13 protein-coding genes and 1 pseudogene are annotated in these 15527 nt (G+C 57.7%); 5 read left to right on the forward strand and 9 right to left on the reverse strand.

All coding sequences use genetic code 11. The features are described from left to right. Positions 1-66: 66 nt before the first annotated feature. The gene (locus tag ACZ47E_RS19185; RefSeq protein ID WP_464017131.1) at positions 67-1995 is read right to left on the reverse strand and encodes an ABC transporter substrate-binding protein; all 1929 of its coding nucleotides are present in this window, start codon (positions 1993-1995) and stop codon (positions 67-69) included. Between the two features lie 195 nt (positions 1996-2190). Here ACZ47E_RS19185 and ACZ47E_RS19190 point away from each other — a divergent pair, with 195 nt between their 5' ends. Beyond that, complete coding sequence (locus tag ACZ47E_RS19190; protein ID WP_107341144.1) at positions 2191-3204, forward strand: LacI family DNA-binding transcriptional regulator; 1014 nt, start codon at positions 2191-2193, stop codon at positions 3202-3204. Positions 3205-3298: 94 nt separating this feature from the next. On the opposite strand, the gene ACZ47E_RS19195 is transcribed toward ACZ47E_RS19190, so the two are convergent. Genes ACZ47E_RS19195 through ACZ47E_RS19220 form a run of 6 tightly spaced genes read right to left on the reverse strand, consistent with a single transcriptional unit; the run spans position 3299 to position 9257 of the window. Next, a complete protein-coding gene (locus ACZ47E_RS19195) occupies positions 3299-3973 on the reverse strand; it encodes a flavin reductase family protein (RefSeq protein WP_464017132.1) in 675 nt (224 codons plus the stop codon). A 1-nt stretch (position 3974) separates the two neighbouring features. After that, entirely contained in the window at positions 3975-5399 is a 1425-nt protein-coding gene (locus tag ACZ47E_RS19200) for a Xaa-Pro peptidase family protein (RefSeq protein ID WP_278067527.1), read from the reverse strand. 31 nt (positions 5400-5430) lie between these two features. Next, positions 5431-6252, reverse strand: a complete 822-nt coding sequence (locus ACZ47E_RS19205; protein ID WP_107327341.1) for an ABC transporter permease — start codon at positions 6250-6252, stop codon at positions 5431-5433. Then, positions 6245-7072, reverse strand: coding sequence for an ABC transporter permease (locus ACZ47E_RS19210; RefSeq protein ID WP_107327340.1), 828 nt, complete (start codon positions 7070-7072; stop codon positions 6245-6247). The genes ACZ47E_RS19205 and ACZ47E_RS19210 overlap by 8 nt, the downstream gene beginning before the upstream one ends. 9 nt (positions 7073-7081) lie before the next feature. After that, positions 7082-8122 carry an ABC transporter substrate-binding protein gene (locus ACZ47E_RS19215; protein ID WP_278067528.1) on the reverse strand — a complete coding sequence of 347 codons (1041 nt, stop codon included), beginning with the start codon at positions 8120-8122 and terminating at the stop codon, positions 7082-7084. Positions 8123-8141: 19 nt separating this feature from the next. Then, positions 8142-9257: an ABC transporter ATP-binding protein gene (locus ACZ47E_RS19220; RefSeq protein ID WP_107341180.1), complete on the reverse strand. Its 1116-nt coding sequence runs from the start codon at positions 9255-9257 to the stop codon at positions 8142-8144. Positions 9258-9890: 633 nt separating this feature from the next. On the opposite strand from ACZ47E_RS19220, the gene ACZ47E_RS19225 reads away from it, so the two are divergent. The 4 genes from ACZ47E_RS19225 (at position 9891) to ACZ47E_RS19240 (ending at position 13822) form a co-directional block, all read left to right on the forward strand. Continuing rightward, positions 9891-10826 (forward strand): ABC transporter substrate-binding protein, encoded by a 936-nt coding sequence (locus ACZ47E_RS19225; RefSeq protein WP_278067529.1) that lies wholly within the window; start codon positions 9891-9893, stop codon positions 10824-10826. A gap of 3 nt (positions 10827-10829) precedes the next feature. Then, positions 10830-11684 (forward strand): amino acid ABC transporter permease, encoded by an 855-nt coding sequence (locus tag ACZ47E_RS19230; protein WP_278067530.1) that lies wholly within the window; start codon positions 10830-10832, stop codon positions 11682-11684. Positions 11685-11786: 102 nt separating this feature from the next. Further along, entirely contained in the window at positions 11787-12917 is a 1131-nt protein-coding gene (locus ACZ47E_RS19235) for a sugar phosphate isomerase/epimerase family protein (protein WP_278067531.1), read from the forward strand. A 155-nt stretch (positions 12918-13072) separates the two neighbouring features. After that, positions 13073-13822, forward strand: a complete 750-nt coding sequence (locus tag ACZ47E_RS19240; RefSeq protein ID WP_278067532.1) for a GntR family transcriptional regulator — start codon at positions 13073-13075, stop codon at positions 13820-13822. Positions 13823-13892: 70 nt separating this feature from the next. On the opposite strand, the pseudogene ACZ47E_RS19245 reads toward ACZ47E_RS19240, so the two are convergent. Together ACZ47E_RS19245 and ACZ47E_RS19250 are read right to left on the reverse strand one after the other, a co-directional pair. Further along, positions 13893-14198 (reverse strand): annotated as a pseudogene (locus tag ACZ47E_RS19245) (DUF4172 domain-containing protein); the annotation flags it as partial. 145 nt (positions 14199-14343) lie between these two features. Further along, positions 14344-15453 carry a histidinol-phosphate transaminase gene (locus ACZ47E_RS19250; RefSeq protein WP_278067533.1) on the reverse strand — a complete coding sequence of 370 codons (1110 nt, stop codon included), beginning with the start codon at positions 15451-15453 and terminating at the stop codon, positions 14344-14346. Between the last annotated feature and the right edge of the window lie 74 nt (positions 15454-15527).

A 15527-nucleotide genomic window follows, 5' to 3' on the forward strand; every position in this document is an offset into this window, starting at 1 on the left:
TGGGGGCGGCTAAAAGGTTTGATGTTTCCATCCGGGTTCAGTTGATGCCGGAATGGAACGGTGGGATCAGGCCTTGAAAAAGGTTTCGGGGTTGGCGGGCCCGGGTGTGGGATATCCCCACGAATTCGGCATGGATTTGGGAACGTTCTGCATGTTGTTCTTCACCACGCCGTAACTGTCGCTGGGCAGGCAAACGCCGAAGACGTAAAACTGGTCGGCCGCGATCTCCAGTATTTCGGCCATCAGCTTGCGCTGCACATCCGGGTCCGGCGAGCCCAGCACGCGGTCATAGCGTGACAATGCGTCCTTGACCGGCTGAGGCGGCTCGACCGCACCCTTGGAAGCAGGATCGCGGTACCACAATTGCCAGCCCTTGGCGTAGAGCGCCTCGGTCGTGTTGGGAATAAAATAGCGCGGATCGAGAATAGCAGCGATGCCGGCATTGCCGCCGAAGCGGTGTGCAGTGGCGTCATAGTCGATGCCCTGACGCACGCGCACCTCCCAAAGCGAACGGTCCATGCTTCGCATCTGCACGTCCACACCCACCGCGTGAAACATCGGCAGCGCCAGCTGGAAAATGTCAAGGAATGTGGTTCGAGCCTGGTCGATCTCGAATATGACCGTCACACGCTTGCCGTTTTCATCCTGCCGGAAACCCTCACCATCCTTGGTGGGAAGGATTTTGTCGAGCAGCGCGTTGGCGGCGTCGGGGTCGTATTGGGTGAATTGCGTAGCCAGACGTTCGTTATAAAGAGGATCCTCCGCCCGCACGGCCGGTTGGGAGATCGTTCCCTGTCCGATGAAAACTGTATCGATAATCGCCTGCCGGTCCAGCGCCATTGACAGCGCAGCCCTGAAATCCCTGTTGCCGTAAAGCTTGCGTTTGGCTTCGTCCGGATGATTTAGATTAAGCTGGAAAACCATCTCGTTGGTTTCGGTCGACGTCAGCGTATATAAGCCAAACTGGCCCTGGTCCTGGGAGTCGTAAAGCACTGCCCGGTTTGCCGGCGTCGCGATATACTGGTCCATCAGATCGATTTCGCCCTGCATCGCCTTCAATAACAACACCTGTGCGTCTGCGACCATCTGGTAGACGATGCGATCAATGTAGGGCAGTTGATTTCCCTCGGTATCGACCTTCCAGTAAAACGGGTTGCGCTCGGCGATCGCACGGTCGGTGCTCTGTCCTGGCGCAACCGCCATCTTCCAGGCGTGGATAACGGGACGTTGCGAGTTCTGAAAGAACTCGTTGTCCACGACGAGGCCCGCTTCTCGCTGAAACAATTGAATCCAGCCAGACGCGCCCTTGGCCTTGGCTTCCTGTTCAGCATTTGGGTTGTACTTGATGTGGAATTGCTTGAGGTAGTGTTTCGGCGCACGGGTGGTCTGATCGTCGTTCGCCCATGCCAGCCGCAGAGGGAAAAGACCGTTGGGCGCGGCGAAAATCACCTTGAACGTTACATCGTCCAACGCCTCGAAGCGGGCCTTTTTTCCGCCCGCACGCAGATGGTTCTGGCCGATGTCGCTAAGGCCCTCGTAATTGAAGATGTCTTCGTACCAGAACATGATGTCCTCGGTAGTGAACGGCTGACCGTCAGACCACTTCATGCCCTTGCGCAATCTGAAGGTGAACTCCGTGGCGTCGGCATTGCTTTCGTAGTGCTCTGCGACATTCGGCACCACACCCGACCAGTCGGGCTTATATCGCAACAGCGGCTCGTAAGCCTGATATCGAAACAACATCGACAGGGACCCACCACCGACGATCGCGCTGTTCCAGTCACCACCATGTGTTCCGACGCGGTCAAGCGGCGTGATGACAAGCGGATTGAGCGGCAGGCGGTCCACAACGGCGGGCAGCTTACCCTCCCCGACCAAGGCGTCCAGCATGGCGGGGTCTTTAACGGTCGTGGTCTGCGCGAACGCTGGCAAAGCGGGTAGTATGACGGCAGCGGTGCTCGCAGCGAGAAACGCGCGGCGATTTAATCCTTGCATTTGTTTTCCTCCTCCAGTCACGCATCGCGGAATTATCTCTCCTCCTCAGGATCGATCCCGCGATTTTTCGGACGGCTGCGGTGCAAAAAAATAGCTTGCATCCCCGAATTTGTTTAGCTTGTATTATGTAATTTGTTAGGTAAAGCGTTATGTTTAATTTATTTCGGCACGAACTCCACGGCGGGAGGATGCGTTATGCGCAAAGTGACATTGCAGGACATCGCCAATCACACCGGCCTGTCAAAATTTGCGGTCTCATGTTCACTTTCAGGAAAAGCAGGAGTCAGTGAGGCGACGCGCAAGCGCGTCGAGGACGCTGCCGCGATGATGGGCTACCAGCGCCCGAAGCCCGCCGACGAGCAACGCGAGATTACTCTGATCTTTCACGATCAGGTCGATAGCGTGAGCTACGAGTTGCGGACGATGCTGCAGGACGGCATGCAGAAGGAGGCGCATCGACTAGGTCAAGCCGTACGGTTGCAGTGGACGCATGACGCCGACAGGGTCGAGGCGATGGTGAAAGATAGCGCAGGTATCATTCTTGTTGGGCCGCACGAAAAAAAGACGCTGGACATTGTCAAAGCGTCGGGCTTGCCTTCGGTTCGACTGGGGTGGGTGCTTCCACTTGAACAGGCCGATCATGTCGGCGGCACGGACCACGAAGCAGGGATAGCGGTCGGCGATTATTTGTTTGGACTCGGGCATCGCGACATCGCTTTCGTGCAGGGGCAGGAAGGCTATCGCGGTCGTATGGAGCGATATCACGGTCTGCGCGAAAGTTTAGAGCAACATGCCGATGCGCGACTGCATGTCCTGCGCTTTGACGAAGATGGAGGCTTTATCCCTGCACTGCAAACTCTTCAAACTGCCGGAATTGCACCAACAGCCCTGTTCTGCGCTCACGATGGGTTGGCGCTCACCGCTGTTTCCGAACTTTTAGCACGTGGCTACCGCATACCAGACGACATGTCCGTTGTCGGATTTGGTGATTTTTCCGCTGCGACCCAAATATCTCCTCCCCTGACGACCATCAGAGTACAAGGCGGGGAGATGGGCGCTACAGCGATGCGGCTATTGTTGGAACGCATTGAGACAAGAGGCCAGCCGGTCGTCGCAAAACGCATTCTTATCGCCTCGACCTTTATCGAGCGACGCTCATCGGGGCCTGCCCCTAGACATTCGAAATGGTTGACTCCCTTCGAGCGATGAAAACAACCCGCTCTTAATTGGAATCGAACCGACGACGGATCAGGCTCTGAGCGATGCAGCTACCAACCGAAAAAGGCGCTGATGATCGAAGATTTTACTCAGCCGCGTCAGTTCCAGAGAGCCTTCGACTCTCCCATTCCTGGGGCGTCAACGTCTTGACGTCGAACTGGTCGCGGGTACGGGTATAGGAGTGGCCACCCATGCGGCCAACGGCGTCCATCATCTGCTGGTCGATATGCAAGTTGGATGCGTTGACGGCATCGCTGCGCACGAAGACGCCGACGACCTCGCCGAGGATGATCTCGCGGGCAGGCCCCACTTGCAACGTCGTGTGACGACGGCACTCAAGTGCTGCGGGTGCCGCGAGAATGCGTGGGCTAGACACCATCTCACCCGGTACGGTTTCGAGCCCCGCCTCCTCCATCTCGTTGATGCCTGGACCGAATTTGATGGCGCAGATCTCCATCTGGTCCACGAGTGCGTTGTCACAGATATGCACCGTAAATTCACCCGTTTCGCGAATGTTGCGGGCAGTGTCCTTGAAGCGCATGTCTGCGTAATTTTCGACGCCGATCGCAACGATTGCCGGATCATGGGTCAGGACATTGAAGAAGCTGAACGGCCCGGCATTGTGGCGGCCGTCTCTGTCTGCGGTTGTTACAAGTGCGATCGGGCGGGGAATGACCGTGCCGATCAGGATCTTGTAACGTTCGCGCTCTGTGAGCTTGGCGAAATCGAAATGGCTGTGAGCAACGGTCGTATCGGTCATCTCAGGCCTCGGCAGCAATGCGGTGGGTTTCAAGCGGAGTGTGGCGCGACAGGTTTTCAAACCCGTCTTTGGTCACGACATACATGTCACCGACATTGCAGCCGGCGGATAGCGGTTCCAACCACTGCGCATGCAGCACGAAGACCATTCCCTCTTCCATTCGATCGTAGTTATGGGAGGAGATGTTGAAACTGTTCTGCCCACCAGCCATGCCGACTGAATGACCGAGGTTGGGGTTATGCGGGCCATGTGTCGCTGGATAGACATGCATGAGTGAGCGGCCTTGCGCCTCCCAGTCGATATTCTTGACATATTGGCGCGGAATGAGCCTCGCGCTGCCATCATCCATCGGCGCCCAGTTGTAGGGCATGGTGCGGGCTTCCGGCGACGCCAGCAAGCGGCGCTCGATCATGGGCTCGAAAGCCGCATTATTGACATCGCGCATCAAGGCACCCGGCCGGATCAGCATTTCCGCACGCTTGACACCTTCGGTACAGGCGGCGAGCACCTCTTCCTGGCGCCTGGTGATCTCGCCGATTGCGATCATCCTTGCAGTCTGCGCAGTGTAGCCTCGGTAGGTCACGTTGGAGACATAGAGATTGATCAGGTCTCCCGATCGTACGACGTGCCCGTAAGGCTTGCCGCAATGGGTGCCAAACTCGTTGATGCCGATCTGGTAACCGTCACCGGTTTCGCCACCGAAGGAGAGTTGTGCCTGGGTGAAGGCAGCATAGATCTCGTGGTCGGTCACGCCGGGTTTTGCCACGTGATAGGCCGCCTGCGTGGCGATGCTGACCAGTTGGGCGGCGGCCCGAAACATCTCGATTTCGCGCGGCGAGCGGACCTTTTGCATGCGGTCGAGAATGGCATTGTCGGCAACGAACTTCACGCCTGGCATCAATGCGTCGAGACCTGCCCAGAAAGTCAGCGAGGTGCGGTCGCCAATACGGCCAACCTGTGCTTTCGATAACCCCATTCCCGCCAGGAGTGCGGCACATTTTTCCGCCGTCTTGATGACGCTGTCGCCCGGACGGTCGGCATACTCCCGCCCGATGGGGCCAATCTGCCAGATATCCTCGACCAGCACTGGCTCGCCTCCCGGCGGCAGGAGCACGGACTGGGTAAAGAAGGACAAAAGCACCATTGGCTTGTCGACATCCGTCGGAATGATTAGCACGCCTTCCCGCATCCAGTCGCAGATATAGCGCAGATAGTGGTTCGACGTGTGAAACCAGCCCACACCGCCGGTATGAACAATCAGGGCGTCATGTCCGGCCTCCACTGCCTGGCGGCGGATACGCCGCAGACGATCCTCGAATTCCTCGACCGGGAGGGGCAAGGGCGCTGCGAAATCGAAATCCGGCTGAAAATCGGCGAGCAGCGAGCCGATGCGATAGGCTCCTGTTCTGGTGGCGGTCATGTTCATGGGCTATTCCTTTCAATATTGTTCTTGTTCGTCAGGCCTGTCGCGTAGGCGCCAGCACCCGCCTTGCCACCAGCATCACCACCAGCGTCAGGCCGATCAGCAGGCCCGACATGGCGGCAACGCGCACATCGAGCGATTCCTCAATAAGGGCAAACATCCTGAGCGGCAGCACTGTCGTCTGCGCGTCGGCCAGGAAGAGCGAGACGGAAACGTTGTCGAGCGACTGGATGAAGACGAGGAATGCGCCAGCGAGAATGCCGGGTGTCAGCAAGGGCAGGATCACGCGCCTCAGTGTGGTGAACCACGTAGCCCCCATTACCGTCGAAGCTTCTGCCAGCGACGGATTGATACCCTGCGCGACGACCGAAGCGGCGCGGTACATCAAAGGCCCAAAGACCACCACATGGCCGGCGACAGTCAGCCAGAGCGAAGGCTGCAAGCCAACGAAATTGGCGACGATCAGCGCAGCCAGACCATAAACGAGGCTTGGCAAGACCAGCGGGGCGAGGAGCAACGGCTCGATTGTGTTGACCGACCGACGGTGCAGCCGGGCCATGCCGATCGTGGCGGGCACCGCAAAGAGCAGCGAGCCGAGGACGGCAAGGCCTGCGATCTTCAGCGAGTTGCCGGCGGCAATATGTTCGGTCCCGGAGCGGATAGGATCGAGCAACGCCTCATACCAGCGCAGCGAAAAACCCTCCGGTGGGTATTTGAGCGTCTGTCCTGAAGTAAACGACATGGTGATCGCGATGACGATCGGGGCCACGAGATAGATCAGGCTCAGGCCGCCGAAGCCGAAGACGAATACCTTGTAGAGGATGGCGGGGACCGGGTTTTCGGATTTTCTACGCATGGCCGACGAGCCTCCGGTGACGGGAAATCATGGTCATGGCGACGAGCAGGATGCCGGTTGACATGAGGAGCACGACGGCGATCGCAGACGCCATCGGCCAGTCGAACAGCGTGCCGACCTCGCGGTAGATCAATTGCGGCACATAGACGTTGCGCGCGCCGCCGATCACCGCCTGGGTGACGAAGGAAGCACTGGTGCTGGCAAAGACGAGAATCCAACCGGCCAGAAGTCCAGGCAGCATCATCGGCAACAGGACCGTGACAAGAATGCGCCATGGCCCGGCGCCCGAAACCTGCGCAGCTTCGGTATAGGTGACGGGAATGCGCGACAAAATCGCCACCAGCGGAAGGATGATCAGCGGCAGGTCGATCTGGCACATGGCCATCACAAGCCCAAGTTCCGTCGACATCAGCGTGAAGGGACGGTCAGTCAGCCCAAGCGCCACGAATGGTTCGCTGATCGGGCCCTGCCGTCCGAGAATCACGATCCAGGCAAAGGTGCGAACCACGTTGCTGGTCAACATAGGGATCAGCGTCAGGAAAATGATAATCTGACGCGTGGTCTTGCCGCTGTGCCAGTAGAACAGCGCGATCGGCACACCGAGCAGCGTCGTGGTGACGATGGTCTGCACCCCGAGCTTGGCGGTGTTGACGAGTACGCGATAATTGAACGCATCGCCGAGAAAGCGCGCATAATTGTGCAGGGACAGGCCGTCGGGTCCAATAAAGCTGAACCCGACAAGGACGGCGAGCGGCGTCGCGAAGAACGCCAGCGACAGCAGAAGCATCGGGATAACGTAGGGGAAGCCGCTCGCTTTCATGGTGCTACCTCAACCAGCCACGAGGGCGTCGAACTGGCGGATCCATTCCGGCCGGTTCTTGTTGATGGCAGCCCAGTCCGGATAGACGAGAGAGGCAAGCTGTTCGCGCTTCACATAAGCCTCGATGCCAGGTGTCAGTTCCACTTCCTTGTTCGTCGGGAACATTTCCTGTGGCGGCATCTTCAACTTGTCTTGGGCGGCCTTCGAAATCGCTGCATCCATATAGGCGTAGGCAGCGTCGACGTTTTTGGCGCCTTTGGTCAGATGAATGTTGACAGGGGCTGCAGGCGAGCCCGTCTCCGGCTGGACGAATTCGGCCTTCAGCCCCATAGCCTTCAGCTTGGCGACGTTGCCGGTCGAGCACATGAAGACTGCAATCTCGCCCTGCTGGAACAGCGTCATCTGGTGGTTCGTGCTGGCCACCACGCCCTTGATCTGTTCCGGGTGTTCCTTGAACAGCTTGAAGACGGCATCCATGTCGGCGGGGCCTGAACCAAAAATCTTGGCGATCTGGGTATAGGCCATTACGCCTGTATTGGAGGCAAAGCCTGTCCACGAGACCAAGCCCTTATAGACCGGGTTTTCAAAAAGATCGCGGTAGCCCTTCGGCGCGGGTACGAGATCGGGATTATAGGCAATGCCGTTGACCTCTACCGTGACGGTCGGGCCATATTCGCCCTGGAAGGCCGGATCGAGCATTCCCCAGTTTTTCAGCTTCGAAGGGTCGATCTTCTGGATGAGGTCGTTCTCGACGGCGATGGCCATCTGACCGGGCGACATGAGAAGCGTGTCATAGGGCGGGTTGCCGGGGCTTGCCATGACCTTGGCGAGTTGGTCCTGCGCCATTGCCGGAGCGACCGTTAGATCGAAGCCGGCCTCCTTCACGAGTGGCGTCAGCACGGTGCGATAGCCGTCTTCCCAGTTGCCTGGGAAGGTCGCGGCAACCGCCGTGCCACCAGCCGCACGGGCGGCGAAAGGAACGGTCGCTGCCACGGCCGCACCGGCGGCAAGCAGTCCGAAACGGCGTCTTGTGATGTTGAAGTCTTGCATCGGCTCACCTCTGTTGTTGTTATTCACGGAATGCTTCCGGTTCGCTCGGAAAGGCGTGACACCTCATGGTGTCTATCTCGGCAAAGAGCTGTGCTCCCGGCTCGGGAATGAAGGTCGAAGGTCCGCGGACCTCCGAGGAACGAAGGTTTGTCCCGTCTTCGAGAAGGAGATCATGGACAAGGGTGGGCCCAAGCGGCACTGACACGGTCAGTCGCGCCGGCAGGGCCGATGCGCTCGAGGTCGCAGACAGGCGTACGTCTTCGGGACGGAAGGTGATCGTCACCTTCGAGCCTGTGGTGAAATTCAGGCGGCGGGGGAGAACGAGAGCCTTGCCATTGGCAAGCGTGACCAGGGTTGCCTCGGCATCCAGGCGATCCACCGTTCCATGCAGTACATTGGCCTGGCCGATAAACGTATTGACGAACAGCGTTTTCGGCCGGTCATAAACGGCCATCGGGGTGTCGATCTGCTCGACATTGCCCTTGTTCATCAGCACGAGACGACCTGCCAGACTTTGCGCTTCCTCCTGGTCATGCGTGACGATCAGTGTGGTGATGCCCAGCGTCTTCTGCAGATGGAGAAGCTCGACCTGCAGGTCGAAACGGAGCGCCCGGTCCAAGGCACCGAAGGGTTCGTCGAGAAGCAGAAGCGAAGGCCGTCCGGCAATGGCACGGGCCACCGCCACGCGTTGCTGCTGACCACCGGAGAGCTCACGCGGTAGCCGATGACCAAACCCTTTCAACCGTACGAGCGAAAGCATCTCCTCGACCCGTTCACGCCGCTCGGAGCGCCCAACCTTCTGGCATGCCAACGGATAGGCGATGTTCTCGGCGACCGTCAGGTGTGGAAACAGCGCATAGTTCTGGAAAACCATGCCTATACCGCGCGCACGGGCCGAAACATTGGCAAGGTCTTCTCCACCGAGCTGGATCACGCCGCTTTTCGGCTGGATCAGCCCCGCGATGGCCCGCAACACCGTGGATTTGCCGCAGCCGCTCGGTCCGAGGAGTGCGACAATCTCACCAGCGTTCATCTCGAAAGAGATGTCGCTGATCGCGTTCTGTCCACCGTAGCTGTGGGTCAGGCCACGAACGCTGAGCTGCCTGCCTTCTGATGCATTCGAGGCCTGCGACATGAATGTCCCCTTGGTTTGCGCCTGAACAGACGAGGACGTGGCTCTCGTATTCATCAGGCGGAGATGTGGTTGATCGGCAATTTTGAGCTCGCGCTGGTCCATGGGAAAGGAATTGCAAGCTGCGTGCCAACTACGCTTCCAACACCGAACTGATGGTAGCAACCACATGAATATATGTAATTATTTTTGTTTTAAGTTATTTCGCAACTTCACAATCATGAAAAATCGCAAACCATCTGGAATTCATTAATTGTGCAGCCTTGATAGATGACGGTGATTTGTTGGGCAGAGCTTTGGCTCATGAGCTCTTGAATCGTATCAGTATCGGAGCTTTCTCGACGACCAAGGCACCGTATCCGTTCTTAAAAATCTTAAGATTATAAATATTTTTCAATAGGTTAAATGTTGTTACTGTAAACGAATGATCCGACAACGCCATGCGGGCTATTTTTTTCATCACATACTTTCGAATATTCATGCGCAACTTAGTTCGTAGATTAAGTTGATTCTACGGCGTACAAAATAAATCAATAAAAACATATATATAAAAACCATCACCCCGAACTGGCATGCTGATTGCATCACCCAATCTTGAAAATTCACGACAATAGAAATGTGAAGAAGGGGTTCCGCATGCATAGTTTCAAGAAGACCGTCACAGCCGCCCTGGCAGGCATCGCCTTTGCTCTCCTCTCCTCAACCACGCAGGCCGCAGAAGGCACGCCCGTGAAGATGGTGCCTGAGGAGGATGTGGGGAAGCTTCCGGGCATCGCCTTTAATCAGCAACTGTCAGACCGTCTGCCTTCTGAGATCAAGGAAAAGAAGGTGCTGAAGGTTGCGACGGATCTGACGCCGCCAATCAGCTTCCAGGACGAGGCTGGCAAGCTGATTGGTATCGATGCCGATCTAGCGGCGGCGCTAGGCGTCATTCTCGGCATTAATGTGCAGATGACCAATGTCGGCGCGGGCGCAGCCATCGTTCCCGCCGTGCTCTCCAAGCGGTTCGACATCACGCTTTCCGGTATCAACGACGATGTGGAACTGGAAAAGCAGGTCGATGTCATCGACTACATGTATGACGCAACAACCATCATGACGGTCAGGGGCAATCCGCTCGGCATCAAGAACATGGAAGACCTCTGCGGCAAGAAGGTCGCCGTGCCGGTCGGGACCTTCCAGAACAGGCTGGTCGTTGCCGCCTCGGCAAAATGCAAGACCGCGCCCATCGAGATCATGTCCATCCCGAAAATGCCTGACGTCCTGCAGGCCGTGCGAACGGGCCGCGCCGATGCGACCGTCAACGGTTACGCAACGAGCGTCTACACCACCGAGAAGCAGACCGGCAAAGGCGTCGGCCTGCAAGCCTTGCCCGATGTCCGCCTCGCCGTCGGTTATCTTGGCATGCTGGTCTCGAAGGACAATCCACAGCTCCGGGATGCCGTGATCGCCTCGCTCCAACACATGGTCGACAGCGGCGCCTATCGGGCCATCATGGAGAAATGGAGTCTTGGCCCGCTTGCCGTGAAGACCGTCAAGTTCAACGATGCTGCCTCCATGCCGGTGGAATGAGCCATGGCACTATTTGCTCAACCGATCAGCATGACCATCGTGCCTCCAGTCCGCAGGCCGATACTCTGGAGGCAGGTCGCAACCGGTAGCATTGCGATCCTTGTGCTGGCCCTCATGGTCCTGGCTATCGGGCGCAATCAAAGCGTCCAGTGGAGCGAGATCCCGCGCTACATGATTGACCCCGTCATTCTTGGCGGCGTCGTCCTGACGCTCGAACTGACAGCCGGCGCCATGGTCGCCGGCATCGTCATCGGTTGCCTCGTTGCCATCATGGCGACGAGCCAGAACATCGTTCTCAAGGCGATCGCCGTCGCCTTTGTCTGGTGGTTCCGCGGCGTACCGCTGATCGTCCAGATCTTCTTCTGGTTCAACATCGCGCTCTTCGTCCCCGAGATCGGATTCGGGTCCTGGTCGGTTTCGGTAAACGACATCGTCACACCCGCCCTGGCCGGCTTCCTGGCGCTTGGTCTGCACGAGGCGGCAAACATGAGCGAGATCATTCGGAGTGGCCTGAATGCCGTGGATCGTGGACAGCGCGAAGCCGCATCGTCTCTGGGCCTCAGACCATTGCAGACTCTGCGAAAGGTAGTCCTCCCTCAGGCAGTAAGGCTGATCATCCCGCCGACTGGAAACCAGGCGATCGGCATGCTGAAGGCGAGTGCCATCGTTTCCGTCATCGGCATGCAGGATTTGTTGACACAGGCGCAGGCCATCTACGCCCGCAACTTCCTCGTCATCGAACTCCTGTGCGTTGCCTCGCTTTGGTATCTCGGGATCACCACGATCGCCTCCATCGGCCAGCACTATCTGGAACGGAAGCTTGCACCAAAAGGCCGCTCGAACAGCGGCAAAAATTGAGCTTCGGGGCGCCAGCGCGCAGTCAATGACGCCAGAAAATCAACCAACCAAGGGATCGCCACTGCAGCGCATCCCATCAGGAAACATCAAGGAGAGACCATTATGAGACTGGGTATCGATAGCCAGAAGCTTCCCGAGTTCGTGAAACGCGGACCGCTCGCAAGCCTTGACCTTGTCAAGGAGCTTGGCCTTGCGGGCCTGTTCTTCCCGACAGTTCTCGACATGAGCCCGACGCTCGACAAGGGAGCCCTTCGCGACATCCGCGAGAAAGCCGATGAACTGGGGCTCTACCTCGAAAGTGGCGTCGGCAAGATCAATCCCTATTGCAGTGCCGAGGCTCCGGAGTTCCGTGCGATCGGCGATGGCGACGTCATTCTGGGCTTTACCCGCATGATCGAGGCAAGCGCCTCCATCGGCTGCCGCGAACTATGGACCTCGCCGGGCAATTTCAAATCGGAGTATCGTGGCAGGCTGGCAAACGACCGCTTTCGCACCGACGTCACCTGGAACGAGCAGTTGCTGGCGATCGAGAAGGTCCTGCTGAAACTTGCTCCCGTAGCGCGCGCCAATGGTGTCCATCTCAATATGGAAACCCATGACGAGATTACGTCCTTCGAAATCCTCAGGCTGATCGAAAAGGTCGATGAGGATTGCATGGGCGTTGTCTTCGACACGGCTAACGGCCTGCAGCGCGGGGAACATCCGGTTTACGCTGCAAGACGCGTCGCGCCATACGTTCGCCAGACCCATATCAAAGACGCCTATGTGGGCCTCGCTCCGGGCGGCCTCGATTTCCAGACCCGCCCTGTCGGTCACGGGATCGTGGATTTTGCCACGATCGTTCCAATCCTGGCCGCGGCGAACCCGGATCTCAATCTCTCATTGGAAGTTGCCGCCTCGGTCGAAGACAAGCCGCGCAAGGCCAATCCACGTCAGTGCATCGAGATTGACGACCCTGCGTGGCGCGCTGCGCACCCGGACCTCGATGCCGAAGAGCTCGACGCCTATCTCTCGCTCATCAGCGCCTTTGAAAAGCGTGTTGCTGCTGGCGAGGTCCCGGACTGGGAGACCTATGAGGCGACCAACTACGGCTACCCGTCCTATGAAAAGCAGGCCTATGGCTTCGACGCGGCCATCGTCTTCATTCGCAATTCGGCCAGGCATATCGAGACGATCTGCGCCGATAATGGCATCGATCTTTCCGCATCCGCCGCAAAACGGCAGGCAGCCTGATTTCGACCCACGCGATGACGGTGGAGATCTTTGCCGCCATCGCGGCCAAGCCCAAGATCAAGTGGATTTCCAGCGCGTATCAATGTACGCAACAATATGTGTATGGATGTAATCAGATCGAGCGACCGACCGCTCGAATGCATGCGGAGCAGGACATGAAGAAGACCCGTCGGCAGATCCCGCGATCTGCCCCCAAGGCGCCGAGCACCGCCGAAGCGGCAGAAAATGCCAATGACGACGTCTCCGAGCGCATTCGCACGACGCTTGCCACTGCCATCGGCGAAGGCGCTCTGAAACCCGGCACAAAGATCCTCGAAGATGCCATTGCCGACCATTTCGGCGTCAGCCGCACCGTGGTTCGTGGCGCGCTCGGAGTGCTGGAAAGCGATCATCTGCTGGAGCGCAAGCGCAACCGCGGCACTTTCGTCGCAGAACCGGGCATCGAAGAAGCCAAGGCTCTGTTCGAGGCACGCCGCAAGATCGAACACGCGATCCTCGACCTTGTGATGGCCCGCGCCACCAGCGAACAACTCGATGCACTGGAAAAACTGACCGATGAGGAAGAGCATATTCACCATCACGGCGACGAAAAGTCGAAGACGGTGCTTTCCGGGAAATTCCATATCGTCCTGGCGGAGCTTGGCGGAAATGCCGTCATGACCGAAATGCTCTCCAAGATCGTCGCGCGCCTGTCCCTCGTCATGGCGCTCTATGAAGAAGACAAGAAGGACGACTGCGGCGCCGACCACCACCGCATGATCGTCACTGCGCTGAAGGCGAAAGACTTGGCGAAGGCACAGCAGTTGATGGACCATCACCTCGCCGATATCGAGGGGCGGGTAAGGCTGACCGAAGGCCAAGGCGATCGCCATACCTTCCTGGCAGTGCTGGAGAGCTTTTCCTGACCAGCTTTTGCTTTTTAGCGGAATCGAACAATCACTATCACATTGGCGGAGTTCATTAGCTAGCAGCAATTTATTTCTGCAATGACAGCCAGTACCGGGTATGTCGACGTTCACCCGTACGCGTCAGTGCACAGGTCTCAACGAGCTGCTGAAGGTCACGTGTTGCTGTAGCGCGGGATGTGTCTGTGATCGAAATGTAGTTTTCGGCACTTAGCCCCCCCTTGAAGCCTGCCGTACCTTCCTTGATGATGCGGGCGACTACTTTTTCCTGTCGCTCGTTCAACTGACCTCGAGAACGATCATAGAACTTTGCTTTCTGAATGAAGAAATCTACGCGCTCAAGCGTCGCCCGCTGAGCGTCGAGGATCGTTTCTGAACAGGGCCTATTGCGCGCTAGGCGGATGTTGGCCTGGCGGCGCTAAGAAGGGTCGAAAAGAGGGCACATGGTAGCAGCCGAAAGGCGTCGTCGAGAGGACTACTTGCTCAACAAACTAAGATCGACGGCCTACGAAGTACCAACCTTAACCTACCATGATTTGGTTGAAGGCGCGGAGAAAGTGATCATTCTCCTCGCGAGAGCCGATGCTGACACGAATGAAGGTCTCGAAGCCCGTTTGTTTCCATGGTTTCACGATGACACCAAGGCTGAGCAGATTTTCCGCCACATGCACAGCGCTGACCCCGACATCGATGAAGAGGAAATTGCATTTCGACGGCGCCATCCGGTAACCCAACGATTTGAGTTCGCCTGCGACACGCGCACGCTCCACAAGAGCCAGTTCGACGGATTTCCGCAGATGCGCATCATCGTTGAGAGCGGCAACGGCCGAAGCCTGAGCAATGGCGTTGGTGTTAAAGGGCGTTCGGGCGCGGTTGAGAAAATTGCAGAGCTCGCCGCTACTGACGACGCCATAACCGATGCGTAGACCCGCAAGGCCGAAGGCTTTGGAGAACGTTCGTAGGACTACCCAGTTCACCCTGGCATCCCGCAGCATATCGGCGGCCGAGGGATAGCCCTCGCCGGCCGCATATTCTGCATAGGCCTCGTCAACGACGACCATTGTATCCTTGTCGAGCGCAGCGATTACCTTTTCGAGTTCAGCCGGCGTCAGCCATGAACCCACGGGGTTCATCGGGTTCGAGAAAATCAGCATGCGCGGCTTGCGCGCAATAGCCACCAGCAACGCATCGATATCGATCGTTAAATCTGACTTCACAGTCACACGTTCGATCACACCGCCCATCAGCGTGGTGTAGTCTTCATGCAGCGGGAAAGAAGGATAGAGCGTAGCAACCGTATCGCCCTGACGAACAACGGAGCGGCAGATAACGGCAATGAGGTCTTCCGAGCCATTGCCAAGGATTACCTGACTGTCGTCCACGCCAAACCGGACGGCAAGCTGACTGCACAAGGCCCGCCCTTGCGGATCGGGATAGAGACGTGCCAGTTCGCCGATATCGGGAAAAAGGTGACGCAGCGCAGGTGATGGCCCGAGCGGGTTCTCGTTGGAGCCCAGCTTCGCGATGGCGGCAACGTCGTATTTTGCCCGCACTTCTTCAATCGTCAGACCTGCATTGTAAGGGGCAATCGCGCGGATTTCGTCGCGGATGGGGCTTGAAGGCTTTTCCATTTTGCAGTCTCCATGAGATGCGGATGGGCCAGTGATAAACCGGGAAATCTTATCCGTAAATATGTATAGACATT

The sequence above is a fragment of the Agrobacterium sp. 5Ca39 genome (assembly GCF_055382365.1).